Genomic DNA, 23,442 nt, shown 5'->3' with positions numbered 1-23,442 from the left:
TGCTTTGTCTCGCAACTCGCAGGACGCCGATATGTCCGCGAAAGGACGCCGATATACCATCGTATATTGTACAACCTGACCGCACCCACCTTCTTTCTAGCAGGATTCCTGTAGGGCTCCCGCGGCCTGCTACGCATTGCGCCGCATTCCCAAGTCGTTCTTCGCCGAACCGCAGGAGAGCGCCTGCAGCAGCCCCGTGCGCTCGATTCCGTGCGCACCCTGCTGTAGCGCCTCACCTCATGCATACACGGCAATGAAGCCAAACGTAGGAGATGGGTCGATGCGCCCCCCAATACAGTGGCGGACGTGCTGGGAGAATGAGTTGGAGCTATCGGATCATATCCAGCTCTCGGCATTCTTACGAGCGGCTTACGGACCGACCGGAACGTTCAATGCACGTCCCTTTGAGGGCTATCGGAGCTGGGCGGGTGCGAGGCCCGAGCTCCGATGTGTCGGCTACGACAGCAGGGGCGTTGCGGCTCATCTTGGCGCGCTGCGACGGTTCATCAAGGTCGGCGATGCCGACGTGTTGGTGGCCGAACTCGGATTGTACGCGGTACGCCCCGACCTAGAGGGTCTGGGAGTGCCACACTCTGTACGCGCAATGTATCCTACACTACACCTGATGGGCGTTCCTTTCGGATTTGGCACAGTCCGTCATGCGCTCAAAACGCACATCACGAGGTTGCTCGATCGCCCAGGGCTGGCCTCGATCATTCCGGGTATACGCGTCCGTTCTACGCTGGCGGAGGTCTATCCTGCTTTGCCGCCCACGCGAACAGACGACGCTCTTCTCGTCGTTTTGCCTGTCGGAAAGCCGTTGAGCGAATGGCCGCCCGGAACGACAATTGAGCGAAACGGGCCCGAACTGTGACAGGCCTCTCTATGCACTTAACAAGCGTTGGCGATGGCAGGCAGTATGCTGACTCACCAAGCGTCCACTTGACGTTCGACGACGGGCCGCACTCTTTTTATACCCCGCACATCTTAGACATCCTCTCCCAACATAACGTGCCGGCGACGTTCTGCGTCATCGGCAGATATGCAGCAGAACATCCGCACATTACGCGCAGGATAGTTTCCGACGGACACGAACTCGCAAACCACACCATGAACCATCCCGATCTCTCGAAATGCGAGCCAACGAAAGTCGCGTCGGAGATTGCACACGCGAACTGTGCCATTAAGTCGGCTTGCCCGGAGGCTCGGCTCCGACATGTGCGTGCGCCATATGGGCTCTGGACCGAACATGTGCTCTCCTGCGCCGCGAGCGCTGGGCTCGGCGCACTTCACTGGTCTGTAGACCCTCGCGACTGGTCTCGGCCTGGTGCGGATGCGATCGTCAGCGCGGTACTGAGCTCCATCCAACCTGGAGCCATTGTTCTTTTGCACGATGGCTGCCCTCCCGATGAACGCAATTGGGGTCATGATCAAAGGCTGCGCGATCAGACAGTATGCGCCGTCAGCCAGCTAATTCCCGCATTGCACAGTCGCGGCTTTGCAATTCGTCCCATTCCTCACTTTCACTGAGACCAGAATGAGCCTGCTTGTGACCGCCAGCACTGCCGCGATTGGATCATACACAATCCTTTCAGCGTTTTATAAGAGCGCTCAAATGATCTATGCAATAAAGAGCCGGGCCTCATCGCCGCCACTCACGGACGTCGATCACGAAACGATGCCCAGTGTCGACGTTATCGTTCCTTGCTACAATGAAACGCCAGACACCCTGTCGGCGTGCTTAGGCTCGATTGCCGCCCAGGATTTTACTGGACGACTGCGCGTCTATGTCGTTGACGATGGCTCTCAAAACCTCGCTGCTGTCAAAGCTGTCCACGACGCTTACGCGCAAGATACACGATTTCGCTTTATCATTCTGCGAAAGAACGTAGGCAAGAGGAAGGCGCAGATTTGTGCCATCCGGCAGTCATCTGGAGACCTGGTTCTCAACGTCGACTCTGATACGACGCTCGCAGTCGATGTCGTCACAAAACTAGCAGCTAGCATGCACGAGCCGGAAGTTGGTGCCGCTATGGGCCATCTGGTCGCGACCAATCGGGATCGCACTTGGCTCACGCGGCTCATCGACATGGAGTACTGGCTTGCTTGTAACGAAGAACGCGCTGCACAAGCCAGCTTCGGTGCTGTTATGTGCTGCTGCGGACCCTGCGCCATGTATCGCCGTTCGGCTCTTACATCGCTGCTCGACAAGTATGAAACGCAATATTTCCGCGGGAAGCCCAGTGATTTCGGCGAGGATCGTCACCTCACAATACTTATGCTGCAGGCAGGGTTTCGAACTGAATACGTTCCAGATGCGATAGCCGCAACCGTCGTTCCCGACAGGCTCGGACCTTATTTGCGTCAACAACTACGCTGGGCACGCAGTACGTTCCGCGACACGCTGCTAGCACTGCGGCTGCTGCCTCATCTTAATGGCTATCTCACATTAGATGTTATCGGACAGAACCTTGGCCCTCTTCTTTTGGCTCTGTCCATAATGACCGGGCTCGCTCAGCTTGCGACCACGCACACCATACCATGGTTGACGATCGTTGCTATTTCATCGCTAACGCTGATGCGGTGCACCACAGCGGCGATTCGTGCTCGTGAGGTGCGATTTCTTGGCTTCGCGTTGCACACGCCAATCAATCTGTTCCTAGTGCTTCCCTTGAAAGCCTATGCATTGTGTACATTGGATAACAGTAACTGGCTCTCCCGTACGACGCCTCCGGCATCACTCTGCGGGGCTCCGGAAACGATCCACGAACGTGACGCCTGTCACCATGATGCCGCTCGGCGACAGCCGGCAGCGCTGGCGGTCACCGGGGAGGGGACCACCCGTTAAGGCGCTCCAACGCTCGGCCTGTGATCTAGGACCGCGCTCAAACGCGGCGAAAACAAGCGCACTAAAGTAAGGAAGGGTGAATGACATTCGATAAGGTACTGCGCTTGCTCGAGCGGGAGATGGAGGCGGACGACCCGTGGCGGCTCAACGCGAACCCATTCGAGCAAGAGCGCCACGCGCACTTGCTCCGTCTGTGCCTCGCGGAAGGCGCGGTCGGTAACGCGCTTGAGGTGGGTTGCGCAGCGGGCGTCTTCACGGCAAAGCTGGCGCCCCACTGCCAGCAACTCGTAGCAATCGACGTTCTGCCGCGTGCGATCACTCGAGCAAGGGAGCAAGCTCAATGGCCTCATATCGCCTGGCACATCTCTGACGTGCGGGACCTCAACGCAACTAATCCATTCGACCTGATCGTGGTGGCGGAAGTGCTTTATTATCTTGAAGATACCGGCCAGATGGGTGACGCCATCGAGAAGCTCACGCGAATGCTGGCGCCCAGCGGACGGCTCGTTTTCGGATCAGCGCGTGACGCCTCTTGTCAGCGTTGGGGGCATCCTGCGGGTGCCGAAACAATGCTTGATGTTTTGAATGAACATCTGGTCGAGACTGAGCGCGTACAATGCCGTGGCGCGAGCATCGACGAAGATTGTTTGATTGCGTCTTTTCGCACTAAGTCGAACTTGCCAGACTAGTGCATTCGCTGCGGCGAACACGGAGTGACTATGCGAATCTGTGGAATCAAGCTGACACATGACGGAGCGGTTGCCGTTGTGGAAGATGGGCGCTTGCTCTTCTGCATAGAGCAAGAAAAGAGAGCCAATAATCCACGCTATCAAGCCATCACCGACCTCTGCGCAGTCACTCTCGCGCTGGCCGAACACGGCTTAAGGCCCACGGATGTTGACCGATTTGTCATCGACGGCTGGGACGGGCTGACGCACTCGCAATTTGATGTCCTAAGTGAAGGGGTGCCGCTCACCATTAAGGGAGCGCCATATATCGAGTCCCACGAAAACACGCTCCTCACGCCCTATGCCGGGTCGGGCCTCGTCCTCGATCGGGTGCCTTTACGTTATCATAGCTATGCTCACGTAGCCGGCCACGTGGCCGGCGCTTACTGTACCAGTGCTTTCGCCAAAGCCCGAGCCCCTGCATTGTGCTTAGTGTGGGACGGCTGCATCTTTCCGCGCCTGTATCATGTAGATCCGACCGGAGCCCGCTTCCTCGACACTCTTTTCCCTTTCATCGGCCATGCCTATGCTATCGCTGGGCAGCACTTCGGGCCCTATCGTCAAGCCAGCAGGGCAGGCTGGGATCTTGGTGTCGCAGGTAAGCTTATGGCGTATATCGGGCTAGGCGCTCTCGATGAGGGCATTCTGGCAGTCTTTCAAGAGATGTATGAAGCGTGTCTAGCCGGTCCTTCCGAGCGTGCTCGCGCTTACCGTGCCAGCATAAACGATCCTGAAGCCTTACTTGCCGCCACTGACTGGTTTTTCGAGGCATGCGGTCGTCGGCTCACCGGTACGCCTTCCGAAGATGTACTCGCATCTTTTCACGTTTTTCTGGAGCGGCTGCTGGAGCAAGAAATAGGACTTGCTCTGCTACGGCACTCAGGTCTTCCGGGCTTACGGCACCTGTGCATCGCTGGAGGGTGTGGACTTAATATAAAGTGGAATAGTGCTCTGCGCGCGACGGGATTGTTTGATTCAGTTTGGGTACCCCCGTTTCCAAATGATAGCGGCTCAGCAATTGGCGCGGCTTGCGCCGCCATGGCCGAGCCAAACGCTTTGACTCCTTTGGAGTGGTCAGTTCACAGCGGACCGGCCTTGACCGGAAGCAACCCATCAGGCCAATGGGAGGCTTTGCCCTGTACCATCGTAGAGCTTGCGGCTCTCATCGCTACAGGCAAGCCCGTAGTGTTCCTCACCGGCCTCGCGGAGCTCGGACCCAGAGCACTCGGCGGCCGCAGTATTATTGCGGCTGCAACCTCCAAGGAGATGAAAGACCTTCTGAACGATATCAAGCTACGGGAACGATTTCGTCCCGTCGCTCCTATTTGCCTCGAGGACCGGGCTGCTGAAATTTTCGATCCCGGCAGCCCAGATCCTTACATGCTCTTCGACCATCAAACCCGTCGCGAATGGCGGACAAAAGTTCCCGCTATCGTGCACCTGGATGGTTCTGCCCGATTGCAAACAATCTCCCGAACGTCTCCGCAAAAGATCGCTGCTCTTCTGGTCGAGTATGAGAAACTTACAGGAATTCCGCTGCTCTGCAACACGAGCGCCAACCATCCTGGCCGGGGGTTTTTTCCTGATGTTGCTAGCGCTTGTGACTGGGGTCGCGTCGACCATGTTTGGTGCGACGGCTTTCTCTGGCAACGATCCGTCGAAGCTGGTCTGACATTATCCAATTCCGCTCTGGTCACTGACTAAGACAGCCTATGTCCAATCCAGCGATTCAACTGACTGACGTCCAAAAGACTTATCATGATCGAGGCGTCGTACGGGGTCTGACCTTTAGCGTCGCTAAGGGAGAGTGTTTCGGGCTACTCGGTCCAAATGGGGCGGGTAAAAGCACGATCGTTCGGATGATCCTCGGCCTCATATCGCCCGATGCCGGCCGGATCACTGTTTTGGGTGAGCAGGTGCCGGCACGCGCCCGTTTGGCGCGCGCGGGCATCGGCGTCGTCCCACAAGTTGATAATCTCGAGGATGCGTTCACTGTGCGCGAAAATCTCCTCATATTTGGACGGTACTTTGGACTGAATACGCGCGAAAGTGAGGAGGCTGTGCCTTCGCTGCTCGAATTTGCGCGACTTGAGGGTAGAGCAGAGTCACGGGTCGCGGATCTGTCCGGCGGCATGAAGCGACGTCTCGTGCTGGCCCGTGCCCTGATCAACGATCCACAACTGCTCATCATGGATGAACCCACGACCAGCCTCGATCCCCACGCCCGCCACTTGATTTGGGAACGCCTGCGTCTTCTGCTCGCTCGAGGAAAGACTATCCTGCTGACGACCCACTTCATGGAAGAGGCTGAACGACTTTGCGATCGCCTCTGCGTGCTAGAGAATGGACGTAAGATCGCCGAGGGTGCGCCCAATGCTCTGATCGACTCTCAGATTGGCTGTGATGTCCTCGAGGTCTACGGCGGAAACCCACTCGAGCTCCGTGCGATAATAGAGCCTCACGCTTCGCGCATCGAGGTGAGGGGAGAGACGCTGTTTTGCTACGCGCCGGATCAGGCGGCGGTGCGGCTTCGGCTTCGTGGATGCACCGGTCTGCGCCTTCTGGAGCGGCCGCCTAACCTGGAAGACGTCTTCCTGCGGTTGACGGGACACAGGATAGACGCATGAAGACGATATCCAAAGCAGCCTTGCCATCGGACGCACTCAGTTGGATCAGCGTGTGGCGCCGCAACTATCTGGCATGGAGGAAGGCCGCCGCTGCTTCGCTGCTTGGCAACTTGGCCGACCCGTTGACCAACCTCTTGGGTCTCGGCTTTGGGCTCGGCCTGATTGTCGGCAATGTAGACGGTCACTCATATGTCGATTTCTTGGTCGGCGGAATGGTGGCAACCAGCGCTATGACCGCGGCAAGCTTCGAAACTCTGTACGGAACGTTCGCTCGCATGCGCAGCCAACGAACCTGGGACGCAATGATGTGCACTCCGCTCACGCTGGGTGATATCCTCCTCGGTGAATTGGTTTGGGCAGCAAGCAAGGCCACTTTGGCGGGCACCGGAATCGCGCTTGTTGCTACGGGGCTTGGCTATGGCACCTTATTATCCACGTTCTATTGTTTCCCCGCTCTCGCCCTCACCGGCCTTGCGTTCGCGAGCGCGGCGCTCGTCGTTGTCGCGATTGCCCCAAGCTACGACTATTTTGTGTTCTACCAGACTCTCATCTCGACCCCTATGGTGTTCCTATCCGGGGCAGTCTTTCCCGTTGCGCACCTTCCGCCCGCTCTCCAGTTGGCTGCAGCCGCGTTACCTTTGGAACATTCGATTGCGCTAATACGGCCTGCAATGCTCGGGCTACCACTCGATAGCATCGGCGCGCATGTTGGTGTCCTTTTCGCTTACGCAGTACTGCTCTTCTTACTGTCGGCAAAGCTATTTCGGCGACGCTTATCACACTGACGATGCCCAGCCGCTTAATGAACGCACACCCTGTTTCTCGGCCTGCGCTTGCCGGCCTATTCGCGTTCAACGTCGCGGACGTTTCATTACCCGGCCGCCCTAAAGATCATGATTACTACCACACTTGCTGGAGGATAGAATGCTGTGTCTTGGATTGAGCGGCGGATTGGATAAGGTCCATGAATATCGACCTGCACTCTCGCACACATTCTTGCATGATGGCGCAGCTGTCATGGTGCGTGACGGGCGTGTGTTAGCCGCGGTTGAAGAAGAACGCCTAAACCGAATTAAGCATTCCAACAAATTTCCCGCCCAGGCCATCCGCTACTGCCTGGCTGCTGCGGGAGCGCAATTAAAGGACATCGATCGCATCGCATTCTATGCAACCGAGTCCTATTGCAACGCGATGCTTCGGCTTTTGTTTGGTTCGGAGACGCAGAGTGGCATCCCTCTCGACGCCAGAACCCTTCTACAGCTTATGCTATCGCAGGAGTTTGATACAGAGATCGAGCCATCGCGCTTGTCATTCGTCAGTCACCATCATGCGCATGCAACAAGTGCTTTTGCTGTGTCCGGCTATGACGAAGGTCTAGTCTTGGCAATCGACGGCGGCGGTGATTTCCTCTCCGGGATGGTGGCCATTGGATCGGGAAGTCGTCTTACTCAACTACATACCTTCCCAGAGGACGGTTCCCTCGGATTGTTTTACTTAGAGGCAATCAAGTGCCTCGGTTATGGCTTGTTCGACGAGTACAAGGTTATGGGCCTTGCTCCGTACGGGGACTCCTCGCGTTTCCGAGAACTATTTCAGCAATTCTACGAATTAAAGGAGAACGGTGGCTACAAGATACATTTGAACGACATCGCTCCGGCGTTAGAGCACGACATACACGTTCGCGGCAAGGGAATGCCGTTCACCCAAGAGCATAAAGATGTTAGTGCAGCCTTGCAGGAGGCCTTGGAACGTATTGTTTTTCATGTTCTCAGGCATTACCGTGAGGTGACCGGCATGAAGCGGCTATGCTTGGCTGGTGGTGTCGCCCACAACTGCACCATGACCGGTAAGTTGCTCTATACAGGACTATTTGATGATATCTTCGTGCAGCCCGCGGCGCACGATGCTGGATGCGCACTCGGCGCTGCTCTCATGGTTTCCGAAGAACAAGGACGTCCCGCACCCCGTGAGCGGCTTCAGCATGTCTATTGGGGCCCGGCACTTGGGGATGACCATGCTGTAGAGCGAGAGGTTGCTGCATGGCGCGGGCATATCGACGTGCAAAGAAGCGCGAACGTGGCGAGCGTGGTAGCTGAATGGATAGCCAACGGTTCGGTTGTTGGCTGGGTCCAAGGCCGCTCCGAATTTGGACCGCGCGCCCTCGGTAACCGCAGCATTGTTGCTGACCCCAGACCAGCAAAGAATAAGGACCGCATAAACGCCATCGTTAAAAAACGCGAGGGCTACCGGCCGTTTGCACCTTCCGTATTGGAGGAACATGCCGCTGAGTTTTTCGATCTTCCTAAGACCGCGGGAGCTTTTCCGTTCATGAACTTTGTCGTTCAAGTTCGTGATTGCAAGCGAAGTGTGCTTGGTGCGGTTACGCACGTCGATGGTACAGCACGGCTGCAGACGGTGTCACGTAGATCGAACCCGCGGTACTGGGAGCTGATTAATCAATTCCACAAGCGGACGGGCGTCCCTGTCCTCCTCAATACATCTTTCAACAACAATGTCGAACCGATCGTGCAGTCGGTTACCGACGCAATGGTCACGTTCCTTACGACAGATCTTGACGCCCTCGTGATCGGATCGCTTCTCATCACGAAGCGCGTCGCCACGCCGGAGGACTGGGCTGCGCTCCGCGTTTCCTTACCGGCCTACACTTCACTTCGCCGTACCCCGGATCACGTCACCGCAGAGTGTCGGGAGATCGTCTGCGAGACTTATACCACCTTCTCCGATGGCGGCGCTGTGCGCATCTCGCCCGATCTATTCGAGTTGCTGCATGGAATCAAAGGGGACGCCGCCCTCGGCGAGCTTCTCGCTCACGTAAAGGGCGAGCGGCGCGACGCAATCATCCTTGAACTTCGGCAGTTGTGGGAAAAGCGCCGCATCTGCTTGCGTCCCGCCGCCAACAATCTGGGAGATCTGCGCGATCAGGCGCATGCGACTTGATAGGTATCTCTTTGTCTAGCTAGCGAACGGCAATCCATAACCGACCTCTTGGTCGCGAAGCGGACAAGCTCTCGCAACCTAACATACGGCTCGCGACGGCCTGGCGGACGATAACACTGCCGGTACTTTCCTGCCGTCCAGGGTGAGCAACTTATTCAACTGCCGGAGCAATGGATTCAAGATGACTCATCAACAGCGCTTCGTCATTTCCAGGCGTCGCACCGGTTTCGGCGATTGCTTATGGTCGCTCGCGTCAGCCTGGCAATACTCCAAGCGAACAGGGCGCACTTTGGTCATTGACTGGCGCGGATCTTGCTATCTCTCTGACCCCTTTACAAACGCCTTCAGCGTGTTCTTTGAGCCGCTCGACAACATCTCGGGCGTACCCGTTATCTGCGACGATAAGATCAATCAACTCTGCTTTCCTGGGCCGTTTTTTCCACATTGGTGGAACAGGCCTGCAATTGACGGCGTTTACCGGTCGGATGACCAAATTTTCCACGAGCGTGATGAGCTGCGCAGGTTGTTGGTAACGTCAAGGGATATCCAGGCGAATACTATCGTTTGTGACGCTTGCTTAATGTGGGGCTGTGATCAGGAGGCCGAGCGCAACATATTCCAAAGCATCACACCACGCCAGGAGATCAGGCGTCGCATCGACGATGTTTACCATCGAGCGTTTGAGGGGCACGATGTAATCGGGATACACGTTCGGCACGGGAACGGTGAAGATACTATGGGTCATAGGCCTTATTGGACCGACCCACGAGTCGCTATGGAGCAGGTATGCGCTGCAGTTGAACGGGCAAAAGCATTGCATCATACACGACCGACAAGGCTCTTTTTGTGCACTGACAGTCCCAGCGTCGCTGATCACCTTTCGGCTGTCTATTCTGAGCTCTTCAGCATTCCCAAACGCTTCCGAGCGAACGATGCTGGCCCGCTGCACACTGCAGATCTTGGAGTCGAGGGCGGATTCGCTGCTCTCGTGGAAATGTACCTCCTGGCCTACTGCCATACCGTTATCCGATTTCCGTCGACAAGTGCTTTCTCGCGCTACGCAAGCCTAGTCGTCCCCCAAGTAATCGAATTTAGCTTGGACGATCCAAGCCACTTGATCTTAGCCGAAAGGTCATCCGCCGAGCACGCGCCAGATGCGCGCTCTCTCGCCGGTCCTCACGAGCGGCGGCCAGCGAAGCCGGCCTTTTGATGCTTGCCACAGGACGTCAAGCCCCACCAGCGCCAAGAAAGGCTTAAATGAGCCTAGCACTTACTTCAGCAGTCACCAGGTACAACGCCTCGGTGCCATATCTGGACATCGGTTCGAAGCCATCCAATGGACTCCGCGCGAAGCGAGGGTGCGACACTGCTGTCGTAATGTCTCACCGACCTATGCCGTTCTCCGACGGAGCCGGCTCGGTTCGTATCCCAAGCACCTTGTTTGGTGAAGGCGAGTGCTGCGGATGAAGGTGCGGCGGGAGTAGATTTCTCAAATGAGTTACCGATGCCCATACCTGGAGATAAGGTGGTCACACATTGTGCTGGACCTCTCTATGCACACGAGGGAAGGGCGCCGAGCTCACCTCGCGCGGGTTGATGCCGGATGCAGGCCTCCCAGGATCGTTAATTCAGGCCCCAACGTACTTGGTATTCCTTGCTGCTTTCACCACACAGCGCCTTGCCAACTTCTCCACGGCTGAGAGATGGTGGAGCCAGGGCGCGCCGCCACACTTCCCCGGAATATGAGCACTAGCGCCATAGTAGGTTGACCACGCCGGACGATATGTCAGAGGGACAGGCTTCGGCCGTTGCTGGAAGTCGGTAGGCCCCTGAGGCATTTGGGAGCATTTGTGAATATGGCTGAGCGCGTCGCTCTCATCACCGGCGTAACCGGGCAAGACGGGGCTTATCTCGCCGACTATCTACTGTCGCTCGGCTATGTTGTGCACGGCATCAAGCGCCGCTCGTCCTCGTTCAACACAGCGCGCGTCGATCACCTTTACCAGGATCCGCATGTCGGCAAGGTCCCGTTCCTGATGCATTACGGCGACATGACGGATTCGACCAATCTGATCCGCCTGATACAGCAAATCCGGCCGACTGAGATCTACAATCTCGCCGCCCAAAGCCATGTTGCCGTCAGCTTCGAGAGCCCGGAATATACCGCTAATGCGGACGCAATCGGGGTGCTGCGCCTCCTGGAAGCAGTCCGCATTCTTGGAATGGAGAGGCACACGCGGTTCTATCAGGCTTCGACCTCGGAGCTTTATGGCCTGGTGCAGGAGATTCCGCAGAAGGAGACGACCGCATTCTATCCACGCTCGCCTTATGGCGTCGCAAAGCTGTATGGCTACTGGATTACGGTAAACTACCGCGAAGCCTATGGCATGTTCGCCTCCAACGGTATTCTGTTCAACCATGAGAGCCCGATCCGTGGCGAGACCTTCGTGACCCGCAAGATCACGCGTGCCGTCGCGCGCATCGAGGTCGGCCTGGAAGATGCGCTCTATCTTGGCAATCTCGAAGCCAAGCGGGATTGGGGCCATGCCCGCGACTATGTGGCGGGCATGCATTTGATCCTGCAGGCCGATAAGCCAGACGACTTCGTGCTTGCCACCGGAGAGATGCATTCCGTGCGGGAGATGGTCGAGCTGGCCTTCGCGCAGGTCGGCCGCCGCATCGAATGGCGGGGCGTGGGCGTCGAGGAAACCGGCCTCGACGCTAGAAGCGGCAAGACCGTGGTCCGCATCGATCCGACCTATTTTCGCCCCACCGAGGTTGATCTTTTGGTCGGCGATGCCAGCAAGGCGCGCACCAAGCTCGGGTGGAAGCCAAAGCGGAGCTTTGTCCAACTGGTTCAGGAAATGATGGCGAGTGATCTGGCCGAAGCAAAACGGGACGCCGACAATGGCAGCCACTTCCTTTGAGCTGAAGGTCACACGCGTCTACGTCGCCGGTCATCGCGGCATGGTCGGCAGCGTGCTGGCGCGCCGGCTCGCGCAGGAGGAGGTTGAACTTGTGACTGTCGACCGGCACGGTCGACCTCTGCAACCAGGCCGCCGTATTCGACTGGTTCGCAAAGAAGACGCCGCAAGTCGTTTTTCCTTGCCGCGGCCAAAGTCAGCGGTATCCTCGCCAACAATACGCGGCGCGCTGAGTTCATCTACGATAATATTGCCATCGCGCCGAACGTGACCCATGGCGCGCATCTGAATAGCGCCGAGAAGCTGATGTTTCTTGGCTCCTCCTGCATCTATCCGAAGCTGGCGCCACAGCCGCTTCGCGAGGACTCACAGGCCAGCTGGAGCCGACCAATGAGCCCTACGCCATGCAAAGATCGCCGGGATCAAGATGGCCGAGGCCTATCGCAGCCAGTATGGCAGCGACTTCGTCAGTGTAATGCCGACTACTCTGTACGGCCTTGGCAACAATTGTCATCCAGAATACAGCCACGTCGTAGCCGCGCTGATCCGGCGCTTTCACGAAGCGACGCTTGCCGGCGCGAAAAACGTTGTGGTCAGGGACACCGGCTTGCCACGCGCAAATTCCTTTATGTCGACGACATGGCGAATGCCTGCCTCCGTTTGATGAAGCGCTATTCTGAGTCCGAGCTCGTCAATATCGGGAGCGGCGAGGACATCATCATCGCCGAGTTCTCCCGCCTCGTCGCCGAGGTCATCGGTTATCGAGGCGAGATCAGCTTCGACACCTCGCGTCCCGGCGGCATGCCACGCAAGCTGCTCGATCTCCGCCGCCTTGACAAGCTCGGCTAGCGGGCGACGACGTCGCTTCGCGACGGCTTGATGCGCGCCTATGAATCCTATCAGGCGTTCACTCGGCTCCCGCCGCAAACCTAGATACGATTACCACAAGCAGGAGTTAGCCGCAGGGAGCAGGAACGACATGCCACACGAGGCTGCCACGCGGTCGTGGCGATGATGCTCACGATCATCTAGGCGCTCATTCTATCGCGTGATGCCTGGGTCTCGGTGTCGTTCGACTCGTCCTGCTGTCCCATGACGCACCCCCTCAGGGTGGAACCGCGGACGAGCTCTATCCTGAGACGCCGCTCTGCGATTCGCTTCTTGGCAACGGTAGTAGCAATGAGAGGCGCTCCGTGGTTGCGGACCAACGCGCACCATCGCCTTACACTCCCTCGTTTGACCTTCTCGCCATTGCGACGTGCCGGTTCCAGACTCAACCGCCCTGACGGCCCTCGTCAGCGGACGTTTCGTAATCGGCCATGCTGACATACCGGGCGCCCTCCAGTGGAGACACGGGATCAGTCGCATCAAGCCGTTGAGCGAACACGCGGAGGACCGCGTCACCGGCCGCGCAAAGCGCCTTTGCCCGACCGCCTCACTCTGCCATTTTGCATGCAGCCTGTCAGTAAATCACTCTAGGTCGACGGCACCAATGCTTCGTCAATAGGCCTCCGACCGTGAAACCACCGCTTACGGGCGCGGTGTTGACGGCTCGAGGCGACCGAGTCAGCCGGCCATTGCGAATGCTTCGTCAGCGTCCTGCGAATCCGGCACAGCTTTAAGCGTCGGAGCGACGCGCTGCGGCCAAAGGAGGTCAAGGAGCACGACGACCTCGCAAACCAGTCTGGTGCCTGATTACGTGTCTCGAGCGAAACGTCCCGGCTCCTACAGCTGCCTCTACAGCTGTTACGGCCATTGTTCTCGCGTAAATCACAGTACCCGGACCTCGTCCGAACGCACTTTTGCCCGACTACGGCTGAGCTCGCATGCCGCGCCTCTCGCAGCCCTCCCAATGGGCAGCAGCGCGCTGAAAGCGATTTGCGGTGGCACCTTCATCGGTACACCAGTCCAGGACGAGCGGAGCGAGCTGCATGACCACGACTTTGAAAGAAGTCCGATTGTCACCAATCGGAAATGGCGGCCCTCGCAGCTTCGCCGAACCTGTTCACCTGAGCCTAGATGCTGCCCGCAGTAGGGACCGGCATGGACGACAGACGACCTGCTATCTCTGAAAGCACTCGAGGATCATTTGCATAAGATGCGCCAATATGGCGCACTCCTTGCGTTAAAGGACCTCACATATTCAAACTGGCGACGCTGCACCGGAGCAAATCTCTCGTCCAGGGCTGACTCTTTAATCATGGTTGGCCTTGTCGTCGCTGCACGAAACGTTGTTAGGTCCGCGACAGCGCAGGCGCCACGGCCGGCGTAACAACGATCGGCGGAAACCGGACAATATGACTAGCGACATTTTGTCTTCAACATCACAGTTCAAGTCACCGGGAGCGGAGGCCTCTCGCAGCGACGCTCAATGGGCACACCCGAAAGTGCCTGAGATCCTGCTGCGCATAGCGGAACAACTCGCCGCGCCCTTTCGGCTCGAGCTTCGGCTGGAGGCCGTCGTCGCGTTAATACAGTCTCAGCTTCAGATGCAACATTGTGTGGTCTGTCTGCATGCCGGTCACAACGCTCCGGCGATTGCCGTGGGCGCGGGCTGGACTGAAGGGAGCGATCAGCGTTTTCGACTCCGCCTGCCGCAAGGAGCTGTCGAGCGCGTGCTCAATACGGCCACACCCCTTATAATAACCCCTACGCAACCGAACAATTCCCAGACCACAAGCGATTCAGGTTCATCTGACGCCACGGCACATAGTCGATTGTCGTTCATCGCCGTTCCAATCGCTGTCGAGAGCACGACCGTCGGGGTGCTCTCGGCCGAGCTGTTCCGGGACGGGTCCCCATCGTTAGATCCCAATTCACACGTGACCCTTCTCCTCGCTATCGCGAACATGCTCGGCCACTTTCTGAGGTCATACCTCTCCACGGCCCACGATGACAGCGAGCCGCCTCTTGCGACCGATGGCAACCAGACAACGTTGCCGCAGGATGATCAAGCCGAAGCGGACCGCAACCTAACGCTACCTGGCGTAGTTGGTCGCAGCCCGGCCCTGCGCAAGCTCCTCCGCAAGATCAATGTGGTCGCTAAATCAAATGCAACGATACTCTTGCGAGGCGAGTCCGGTAGCGGAAAAGAGGTTGCTGCACAAGCGATCCACGACCTATCGCCCCGAGCCAACCGCCCATTCGTCAAACTAAACTGTGCGGCATTATCGGAGACTATTTTGGAATCTGAGCTGTTTGGACACGAGAAGGGCGCCTTTACCGGAGCCATCAATTCGCGCAAAGGGCGCTTCGAGCTGGCTGACAAAGGCACGCTGTTTCTCGACGAGATTGGTGAAATCTCACCTTCTTTTCAAGCGAAGCTGCTGCGAGTGCTACAACAGCAGGAATTTGAGAGAGTCGGCGGTACACACACGATAAGAGTTGACGTTCGACTCATAGCAGCGACTAACAAGGATCTAGAGGTCGCCGTTTCGCAGACACAATTTCGCGCGGATCTCTACTACCGTCTGAGCGTCATCCCTTTGCTTGTCCCACCATTGTGTGAGCGCCGCGACGATATTCCGTTGCTCGCTACTGAATTTCTTCGCACGTTCAACTCCGAAAACGAGCGCTCGTTGACTTTCGAACCAAGCGCGTTCGACGTATTGAAAAGTTGCGAATTTCCCGGCAATATTAGGGAGCTTCACAATTGCGTTCAGCGGACTGCCACCATGGCGGCCGGTCCAGCGATTAACAGTCGCGATTTCGCCTGCAAATCCGATGGTTGCTTCTCCGCTCGACTTTGGAAGAGTAAGCAGCCGCTATCGATGCCGTCACAACCGCTGCCGCATACGGGGCCATGCGATGCTTCATCCGAACCCGCTCACGGAACCACGCTCTCGCACCTGCAGGTTACGAGAGGTGAGCGAATAATTGATCGCGAGCACCTTATCGCGGCCATGGAAAGGGCGGGCTGGGTACAGGCGAAAGCAGCACGGCTACTCAAACTGACGTCGCGCCAAATAGGCTACGCACTCAAAAAACACGGAGTCGAGCTAAAGCACTTATAATCACCCTTGACTGCAACCGGGGGATCGTTTGAAAGCACAGGTTCACGCTTCAGCTTACCGGGCCACTAAGGCACGAGCAAATCACACGCAGACTCCGCCGGATGCTTCTCGTAAGATAGACCGCTTTCAAGGCAGAGGCGCAGTTCAACCGATCATCTACACCACGGTGCGCCAGCGACAGCTCACACCGTTGCTCATCTGATGCTTTCGTGTGGCGGCCCACCTTGACTAACCACTTAGCGACTCTGCTCATCTAGCACCCGACCACACTGGTTCAATGAATTCGCTCCGCCAGGCGCCTTTACTTCGACGATACATCAGGCCCCTTAGGCTGGATACTCGCTTGCAATCCGACGCCACGTACATCTCCTGGACACGCTGCTCACCGTGCGTCGAACGCCGGACGTAACCGACCGCGCTACTTAGTGTCAGCCAGCGCCAACACCGTACGACAATCTATATGATCGCCGGCTCACTTTGATACACCACTCGGCCGCTCGCGGGTTGACAGAACCAAGCGGCATTCCGCACTCACACCGGCCACGTTTGACTTCAGACACGAAGTGATTGCGTTCGCATCAGGTATGGCCGCGCTACAGAGCCGAAAGACGTCGGCGATACACGCCTGCTTTTCCTGTTCCGTGGGTAGAGGCCCGCCGGCTTTGGCGTACATGAATGACAACGAGTTTAGCGCGGCAACAATACTAACCGTTAGCATATAGTACTTGAATCTGTCGCTCCAGCAAGATGAGTTGAGCTGCCTTCGACGCATGATATCCTCTCAAGGTAGGTCGGCTTAGGTGGACACGGTGTGCTATAACGTTTGTAGGTCGCAAGTCGACGACTTCGAGTGCTACCGAGAGGGTATGGCTCGAACGGTTGCTTAGTGGGCCATCGTAACCTGATTGAATCCATCTGCACGGACGATGACCATCAATTCATTGATCCCGGTTTATCGACCGCACGGCCAATCCAAACCACGAGCAGCGCCCCTGTTTGTGGAGCCGCCCGATCTGGCTCACGATGCCCGGTACATCGCCCAAAGATAACACCATTGCGGCCTCGCGCGTCTCGTCTCGAACTGCTCATTTGCTTCACATCGTACAATCTCTCGCTGCGTCCGATTCAACCCCTCTCTTAACCAACTGAGCACATTTGTAAGCAGCCGTGCCCGCGCCCCACACTCGCCGCCCCGGTTCAACGAGCCGGCACCTCAGAGAGTTCTCAACGGCCACCATCATTGCCTCGGGAGCTGTATCTCGCAATCAACAGCCAGCACCGGCCACGTTGGCCTGACTATAGCGCCCGCTTTTCGCAATGCCCTTTCGCTCGGACCTACACTTAGATCGGCGCGGGTCGTGGACAGAGCGCACAGCTGATCCGTTGGATCTGCGCAGGATCTTCTTGATTCTCTCGTTACGTCACGTTGTACGCATCATTCGCCGAATTGCGAAAGGGACACTTCGATGCTTCAGCAGAAATTCACGTTCATCGGGAGCACGCGATCGCGTCAACTTCCATCGCCACTCTCCATTGATCGGCGTGCTTACAACTCAGGTGGGCACGAGCCACGTTCTGACAGTGTGCGCGAGGAGGCGCAGTACGTCTGGCAATTGTGCCTTTCCCCTCAAGAGCGGATAACGTACATTCGAAACAATCGCTCGTATTTTGCTTTTGACAGCTATCGAGAGATGATCGAGGTTGTCCGCGGCCGTCGCTTCAGCGGTTGCGCGCCGCAACTTGTGAATTGGCGCCGCCGATTCAGAGCGGGAGTATGGCGCTTCGCCGCACTGTACTGCCTTGCGACATGGATATTTATTTTTTTTGCTCTCCGCTTGCTTCTCTCCTGATGGCAATACTGCGAGGTTTCCGATCCATAGACCATGAGCGGGCGTACGGCCGTCCGCTCTGAAGCGATTCTCCAGAGAGCCAGGGAGGAGGCGGCGATCCAACATGCGCAGCACCGGAGCGCAGAAAGGTTGTCTGCCCGCTACGACACTATGCGATTGCAACCCGCCCTGCCCAGTCGACTAACAGAAAACGTCAAAGCCGAGCACATCGGCATCTCCTCACAACGCGAGCAATCGCGGCTGCGCTACTTCGGAAACGATGTTAGGTACAGTCACATCTCTTCGGCGGCGGCAGCAATCGCAGCGACGCACTTGATGAAACGATTAAACTCGACTTTGGTTTCAGATGTCCGGCCGAGGATAAGTTTAGCTATATCTGTTCTATGGCATTGCGTCCGCAAACTCGGAGTTAACGCCGATACCGCTTTGTCAAAAAGATGGCCCAATCTCAAGAGCCTTTCCGGCTCATAGATGTCGCTCATTTCTACCGGAGCACGGTTAGCGAAGCGATCCGTCGCCTCAGTAGTGACGCATTTGACTTTGGAAACAATCCCGAGCTGCGCGAGTATGAGTTGATTTGTCAACTCAGTGAGATGGCGGGTTGCTTCGCCTGGCGCTTCACCTCCGCCCACTAACCTGCCAATCTCCGCAACTTGCGCTTCGATATTTTGCCTGAGACGTTCCTGAGAATCGCTCGGGTCAGCCGCATCAGGCGGGTCAGCAAGCGATTCGAGGTGGGGCCGCCGGGAAGGTAAGGGGCTTGTAAACAGTCGCCACCACGACAGATAGTGCCTCAGTTTCGGCAACCACAACGTTAAGGCCTGATCTCCCATGCTGATTTGTTCCGCCGAGGTCGAGTTTCTGGTACTGTTCATCATCATCATCACGTCCACCCGTTATATGGTTCTGTACCAGGACGCGCGCCGTGAGTGAAACGGCTAGTCAGCGTATAACGCACGCCATGCGGCCCCTGCGACCTGAGTACCAGGCTTGATCGACATCAGTGAAATCGATTGTTCTGATAGAGCGCATTCATATTCTGAATTGGTCGGCCGCACTGACATCGAGGCCATGCAGCGAACGCCTCCTCCCACCCGCTCGCGTCTGCCTTTCCCCCAAGACACGCTTTTTGCAAATATGGCAGAACAAATGGTGGTGCAGCATTGCGAGCATGGCCAGCGCTATGCAGTGTTTGGTCCAAGGCGCTCTACGGACGCAGGGAGCGGCGCTGGCCGTAGCTCTGATCCGCCGCAATCGCATTCGAGCGATTAGGGCCGTAACCTCCTGTCCGCGCCAACGTAACTCGTCACGATCTCTCGATCGCTCCGAACCTGATCGCGCTCGACTTCACCACCACAGCTCCACACCGGCTCTGGCTGGCTGACATCACCTATATCCCGCCTGTCGAGTGCCGGCTGTATCGCGCCGCCATCACCGACCGGTTCGGCCGCAAGATGGTCGATCGGCCCATGTGCTATCACATGCGGGCTAACTCCCCTGTGCTGTGATAACGACGATCCGCCAGCAGCCTCTGACGGACTGATCCATGATTGAGGTCGGAGCGAGCAGTACGTTCCACATATCGCGTGCGGAGCCCTGCGGCTGCGGGCTGTACCCGATCGACGCGCCACAAGGGCGACTGCTTCTACAATGCTTTGATGGAGAGCTTGTCCACCACCCTGCCGAGCTCGTTCACGATCGTCAGGAGGAGACTCGTGCCGATGCACCGCGTGTATATCTCCGCGTTCGTTCGTGACTGCTACATTCCCGCCCGGCTCCATTCCACCATCGGATCGCCCCTCCGATCATCGCCTCAAAAGCCAAAGTGGCTACGATCCATCATTTAAATGGGCCCCATCCAAACACTCAATTTTACTAAGCTCGGACAAACGCGCATACGCGAGACGGGCATTCGACAAGCTGCGCGGGGCGCGACCCAGCTGTTTTCTGATCGGTCACTTGAGGGACTTCGATGCAAGCCAATTGCGTAAATAGGTCGTACCCTCCGGGTGACTGCGACGGGCAGACCGGAAGACAAAGGCAAATACGGTCATAGTATGCGGACGTAGCAGTACATTCGGATGGCTAAATGACCCGCCAGCGATTTCGTTCGACTCCGGGAATAGGGAGACGTCTGCGGTCGTCGCTTTCCACCAGCGCACTTCCGCCGGATGGCCATCCGTTTCACCACGCGGCAATTGCACCCGCATCTACAGGTTACGAGACTTGCACAGCCGTAGCGACCGCCCGCACTTGCCTGCCTATGAAACCAATGGAGTGGCAATGGCCGCCCGTTTCCGCTACCTAGCCGCAGTTTTCATACTTGCGGTCGGGCTGCTTTCCGCCGCGTCTCAGGCAAAGGATCGCCGCAATGTTCGCGAACCGGCCGCGCCTAAAGGGGTATGCGCGCGCCTAGACCCGTCAGGTGGAAATGACACTGCCAGATTGCAAGCCGCCATAGACCATTGCGTCCCAAGCGCCGCCGTATATCTAGGCCCAGGGCCGTTCCTTTCGGGTCCAATCGAAATGAAGTCCGGCACAACACTGTGGCTCGCTGGGGGCGCGATACTGACGGCTGTAGCCGACCCAAAAGCATACCAAAAGAGCTCGGGAAGCTGTGGCCACATCGATCGGAGCGGTGATGGCTGTCGGCCCCTCATCAGTTTCACGAAGACTAAAGGCGGCGGTCTCTATGGATACGGTACAATAGACGGCGGAGGCGGGACCTTGATGGCGGGCACGGCTGAGACTTGGTGGCAACTGGCCCGTCGTGCACAAAGTGAGGGCGCAAAACAAAACGCGCCTCGATTGATCCAAATGGACCGTGCTGAGGACGTCTCTGTTCATGGCATCACCTTGCGCAACGCAGCAAACTTTCACATTGCGATGAGCCACGTGGAACGTGCTACCATCTGGGCGGTCATCATTGATACACCCGCTGATGCCCGCAATACCGACGGAATAGACCCAGCCGCAAGCGAGGATGTGACGATAATCCACTCCTTTATCCGCACCGGAGACGACAATATCGCGATCAAGGCTGGCACAAGCGGCCCTGCACGCCACATTTCCATTTTAGACAACCAATTCGGCTGGGGGCACGGCATGTCGATTGGTAGCGAACTGAATTCCGGTGTCAGTGACGTGCTGGTTCGCAACCTGACCTTGGACGGCACGACATTTGGTCTGCGCATTAAAAGCGATCCCAGCCGAGGCGGCTTAGTTGAGCGGGTTAATTACGAGAATATATGTATGAGAAATAACAAATGGCCCATACACTTCGACACGCGCTACGGCCCCTTCGCTGGCAATAACTTGCCACTTTATCAACAGATCGTCCTAAGGCACGTCTATGGGACTGATGGTACGCTCGTAATGCGAGGCTTTGATCAACAGCATCCGCTCGATATTGCGATGGAAGATGTGCGCTTTTCTCCCCGCGCAACTTGGCAAGTGGAGAATGCAACAGTGACCGCGGTCAATGTATTTCCATCTCCGCCAGGTGCCGCCGCTACTCCACATTACGGCGCATCGAACCCGTGCGTAGTTGCCTTCCGCCCGTTCCCTGAAGCCACCAGTAGCAAAAACGGTGGCATTGAGCGCGACCCTCGGGCCGCAGCTCCAATCGATCGCTGACGATCACAAAGGATTGGCCGGTGTAAAAGCCGGATTGCATGGTTGCGGTCAGCTTCGTACCCGCCGTGCTTGGTACGCAACTCGCACCAGTGCTTCCTGATACTCACGCTCCCACACAGATGGTCCCAATTCGGGCCCGCCAAGACAGCCCGTCTGCAGGCCTGTCGCTAATCGGCACCGGCGCGCTGCTATTGCGGGCACTCCCGCTGCGTTCTATCGCGCTTGCGGGATCCAGCTCGTATCGTGCGAGAAGAATGTCTGGAGCGACCATTGCATTGCCTCCCGATCGCTTAGCTGGCGCGCATATCTTTCTCTTCCTCTAGGATCGGCACCAGTACCGGAGGATCTGTATTCAGCATAGTAGGCGTTCATTAAGCGGCGGCTCTTGCCCGGGTCCCATTCCACCCACCCCTCAGCCATGACCGGCGCATTAATCTGCGACGATAAGAAGATCACCGCAGCATAGGGACGCCATGGACGCCCAAGAGCAATGTCGCGCGCGCCCTTGTCGGCTGTCAGCGTGCAATGATCAAACACAAAGGCGCTGTCTTCGTCCGGGAAGGCTCTGCTTTGTGCGGTATAGACGACTGCGTGGTTTGCAACACCGTGTAGCTCACATTGCCTAAAGTAGGCCTTGGCGTTACCAAATATAAAATCGATATGGCCTTCGACGTAGCAGTTTACGAAGAACTGACGACTGGCGTTCCTGTTCGGCCCCTTGTTGACAAACAATGTGTCTTGCGCACCAAGTATTCTGACGTTTGCAAAAACATCCTTGTCGCCGGTGACAGAAAGTGCCACTGCCTGAGATGCTGGATTGCCCGAATTGGCAGAATAGTCGTTCCAAACAGTCAGATTTTCGAGCCGGAAGTTATCGCCCGACGCATCTAAGGTCGCGGAACGGACAGTCCCACCCGCAGTGACGGCGCTATCACCGTAGACAATCACCGCTTCATCCGGCCCACCACCGGCGCCCTTGATATTGACATTGGGTTTCGTCACTCTAACCTTTCCGCGATAGGTACCCGGCGCGACTACTATACTTCCACCAGCCTGAGGTAGCGCGTCTACCGCGTCTTGTATTGACCTATACGCGCCCTTTTCAGATAACGATACCTTCAGTTGCTCGGCATCGCCTGAGCGAACACTCGCAATCGTTGCCATTAATGCGACGACGCACAACACCATCTTCAACTCGATCTCCTCCTGTTTTGGCTTGCGGTGGGGCTTGATTATCCGCTTGCCTGGAATAGCGCAATGACACTGCTCGCGACCACTCTCCCAACCGGCTGAGCTACTCGTCGAACATGGCCGCGCGTATGTGGCGCACTTTAGATTCACGTGACTAGCTAGTCATCTGGAACGCAAGTTCGTCACATTAGTTGATAGCTGAACTTCCTCCCGAATGAGTGGACACCTGTAGTAGGCTCGTTGAGCCTGGAGGTGTTGAATGGAACGTGCACGACGGTCGTTTACTGAAGAGTACAAGCGCGAGGCGGCAGGATTGGTGGTGTCGAGCGGCCGCTCGATCGGGTCGGTCGCCAAGGAGCTCGGTCTGCGCGACTCAGTGCTGCGGCGCTGGGTCGATAAGCTCCGGCGCGAGCCGGCATCGGCGGCGTGGCGCCCCACCACGCAGGCGACGCCGATGTCGGCGGACCAGGCTTCGGAACTCGCCTTGCTGCGCCAGGAGAACGAGCGGCTGCGGATGGAACGCGACATTTTAAAAAACTGTCCAGCGTCGTGGCGCGCCTGCGCGGGATAGAAACAGCCTTGTGCTATCATTTAGCTCGGAGGGTAGCGGCCGGAGAGTGGTGACGCCGTTTCGACGGCGATCCCGATTAGGAAGATGACAAATTGG

At 57.2% G+C, this 23,442-nt stretch carries 15 protein-coding genes and 1 pseudogene; 14 read left to right on the top strand and 2 right to left on the bottom strand.

Annotated features, from left to right (window positions below; translation table 11 throughout):
- Positions 1 to 280: 280 nt before the first annotated feature.
- From XH83_RS38575 to nifA, 12 genes and pseudogenes are all read left to right on the top strand, one after another.
- Complete coding sequence (locus tag XH83_RS38575; RefSeq protein WP_128929903.1) at positions 281 to 874, top strand: NodA family N-acyltransferase; 594 nt, start codon at positions 281 to 283, stop codon at positions 872 to 874.
- An 11-nt stretch (positions 875 to 885) separates the two neighbouring features.
- Complete coding sequence (gene nodB, locus XH83_RS38570; protein WP_128930191.1) at positions 886 to 1,530, top strand: chitooligosaccharide deacetylase NodB; 645 nt, start codon at positions 886 to 888, stop codon at positions 1,528 to 1,530.
- A gap of 7 nt (positions 1,531 to 1,537) precedes the next feature.
- A complete protein-coding gene (gene nodC, locus XH83_RS38565) occupies positions 1,538 to 2,848 on the top strand; it encodes a chitooligosaccharide synthase NodC (protein ID WP_128929904.1) in 1,311 nt (436 codons plus the stop codon).
- Between the two features lie 80 nt (positions 2,849 to 2,928).
- Positions 2,929 to 3,537 (top strand): SAM-dependent methyltransferase, encoded by a 609-nt coding sequence (locus XH83_RS38560; RefSeq protein ID WP_128929905.1) that lies wholly within the window; start codon positions 2,929 to 2,931, stop codon positions 3,535 to 3,537.
- 30 nt (positions 3,538 to 3,567) lie between these two features.
- Positions 3,568 to 5,280 carry a nodulation protein NodU gene (nodU, locus tag XH83_RS38555; RefSeq protein WP_128930192.1) on the top strand — a complete coding sequence of 571 codons (1,713 nt, stop codon included), beginning with the start codon at positions 3,568 to 3,570 and terminating at the stop codon, positions 5,278 to 5,280.
- Between the two features lie 8 nt (positions 5,281 to 5,288).
- Positions 5,289 to 6,203 carry a nodulation factor ABC transporter ATP-binding protein NodI gene (nodI, locus tag XH83_RS38550; protein WP_128929906.1) on the top strand — a complete coding sequence of 305 codons (915 nt, stop codon included), beginning with the start codon at positions 5,289 to 5,291 and terminating at the stop codon, positions 6,201 to 6,203.
- Positions 6,200 to 6,988 carry an ABC transporter permease gene (locus XH83_RS38545; protein ID WP_128929907.1) on the top strand — a complete coding sequence of 263 codons (789 nt, stop codon included), beginning with the start codon at positions 6,200 to 6,202 and terminating at the stop codon, positions 6,986 to 6,988. Before nodI ends, XH83_RS38545 begins: the two co-directional genes overlap by 4 nt.
- 139 nt (positions 6,989 to 7,127) lie before the next feature.
- Complete coding sequence (locus XH83_RS38540) at positions 7,128 to 9,161, top strand: carbamoyltransferase (RefSeq protein ID WP_128929908.1); 2,034 nt, start codon at positions 7,128 to 7,130, stop codon at positions 9,159 to 9,161.
- Between the two features lie 181 nt (positions 9,162 to 9,342).
- Positions 9,343 to 10,371 (top strand): nodulation protein NodZ, encoded by a 1,029-nt coding sequence (locus XH83_RS38535; RefSeq protein ID WP_128929909.1) that lies wholly within the window; start codon positions 9,343 to 9,345, stop codon positions 10,369 to 10,371.
- A 646-nt stretch (positions 10,372 to 11,017) separates the two neighbouring features.
- A complete protein-coding gene (gmd, locus tag XH83_RS38530) occupies positions 11,018 to 12,088 on the top strand; it encodes a GDP-mannose 4,6-dehydratase (protein ID WP_128929910.1) in 1,071 nt (356 codons plus the stop codon).
- A pseudogene (locus XH83_RS38525) lies at positions 12,069 to 13,018 on the top strand (GDP-L-fucose synthase family protein). The gene gmd and the pseudogene XH83_RS38525 overlap by 20 nt, the downstream one beginning before the upstream one ends.
- Positions 13,019 to 14,382: 1,364 nt before the next feature.
- Positions 14,383 to 16,098 (top strand): nif-specific transcriptional activator NifA, encoded by a 1,716-nt coding sequence (gene nifA, locus XH83_RS38520; RefSeq protein ID WP_128929911.1) that lies wholly within the window; start codon positions 14,383 to 14,385, stop codon positions 16,096 to 16,098.
- Positions 16,099 to 18,220: 2,122 nt separating this feature from the next.
- On the opposite strand, the gene XH83_RS38515 is transcribed toward nifA, so the two are convergent.
- The gene (locus XH83_RS38515; protein WP_128929914.1) at positions 18,221 to 18,832 is read right to left on the bottom strand and encodes a hypothetical protein; all 612 of its coding nucleotides are present in this window, start codon (positions 18,830 to 18,832) and stop codon (positions 18,221 to 18,223) included.
- A gap of 1,642 nt (positions 18,833 to 20,474) precedes the next feature.
- Here XH83_RS38515 and XH83_RS38510 point away from each other — a divergent pair.
- Positions 20,475 to 21,584 (top strand): glycoside hydrolase family 28 protein, encoded by a 1,110-nt coding sequence (locus XH83_RS38510; RefSeq protein WP_232995663.1) that lies wholly within the window; start codon positions 20,475 to 20,477, stop codon positions 21,582 to 21,584.
- 213 nt (positions 21,585 to 21,797) lie between these two features.
- On the opposite strand, the gene XH83_RS38505 is transcribed toward XH83_RS38510, so the two are convergent.
- Positions 21,798 to 22,772, bottom strand: coding sequence for a pectinesterase family protein (locus tag XH83_RS38505; RefSeq protein ID WP_128930193.1), 975 nt, complete (start codon positions 22,770 to 22,772; stop codon positions 21,798 to 21,800).
- Positions 22,773 to 23,034: 262 nt separating this feature from the next.
- Between XH83_RS38505 and XH83_RS38500 the strand changes: the two genes are divergently transcribed.
- Positions 23,035 to 23,346, top strand: a complete 312-nt coding sequence (locus XH83_RS38500) for a transposase (RefSeq protein WP_128929916.1) — start codon at positions 23,035 to 23,037, stop codon at positions 23,344 to 23,346.
- Positions 23,347 to 23,442: the final 96 nt, after the last annotated feature.

It is taken from the genome of Bradyrhizobium sp. CCBAU 53351 (genome assembly GCF_015291745.1).
GTDB lineage: Bacteria > Pseudomonadota > Alphaproteobacteria > Rhizobiales > Xanthobacteraceae > Bradyrhizobium.
Note: the sequence above shows the minus strand (reverse complement) of the source record. Positions and strands in the feature narration are given on the sequence as shown.

Bases quoted from the DNA above. Each gene is read 5' to 3' on its own strand.
- XH83_RS38575 (WP_128929903.1), top strand. From the start codon at position 281: ATGCGCCCCCCAATACAGTGGCGGACGTGCTGGGAGAATGAGTTGGAG.
- XH83_RS38500 (WP_128929916.1), top strand. From the start codon at position 23,035: ATGGAACGTGCACGACGGTCGTTTACTGAAGAGTACAAGCGCGAGGCG.
- nodI (WP_128929906.1), top strand. From the start codon at position 5,289: ATGTCCAATCCAGCGATTCAACTGACTGACGTCCAAAAGACTTATCAT.
- XH83_RS38545 (WP_128929907.1), top strand. From the start codon at position 6,200: ATGAAGACGATATCCAAAGCAGCCTTGCCATCGGACGCACTCAGTTGG.
- XH83_RS38535 (WP_128929909.1), top strand. From the start codon at position 9,343: ATGACTCATCAACAGCGCTTCGTCATTTCCAGGCGTCGCACCGGTTTC.
- nodB (WP_128930191.1), top strand. From the start codon at position 886: ATGCACTTAACAAGCGTTGGCGATGGCAGGCAGTATGCTGACTCACCA.
- nodC (WP_128929904.1), top strand. From the start codon at position 1,538: ATGAGCCTGCTTGTGACCGCCAGCACTGCCGCGATTGGATCATACACA.
- XH83_RS38560 (WP_128929905.1), top strand. From the start codon at position 2,929: ATGACATTCGATAAGGTACTGCGCTTGCTCGAGCGGGAGATGGAGGCG.
- XH83_RS38510 (WP_232995663.1), top strand. From the start codon at position 20,475: ATGAAGTCCGGCACAACACTGTGGCTCGCTGGGGGCGCGATACTGACG.
- nifA (WP_128929911.1), top strand. From the start codon at position 14,383: ATGACTAGCGACATTTTGTCTTCAACATCACAGTTCAAGTCACCGGGA.
- XH83_RS38540 (WP_128929908.1), top strand. From the start codon at position 7,128: ATGCTGTGTCTTGGATTGAGCGGCGGATTGGATAAGGTCCATGAATAT.
- XH83_RS38505 (WP_128930193.1), bottom strand. From the start codon at position 22,772: ATGGTGTTGTGCGTCGTCGCATTAATGGCAACGATTGCGAGTGTTCGC.
- nodU (WP_128930192.1), top strand. From the start codon at position 3,568: ATGCGAATCTGTGGAATCAAGCTGACACATGACGGAGCGGTTGCCGTT.
- gmd (WP_128929910.1), top strand. From the start codon at position 11,018: ATGGCTGAGCGCGTCGCTCTCATCACCGGCGTAACCGGGCAAGACGGG.
- XH83_RS38515 (WP_128929914.1), bottom strand. From the start codon at position 18,832: ATGATGATGATGAACAGTACCAGAAACTCGACCTCGGCGGAACAAATC.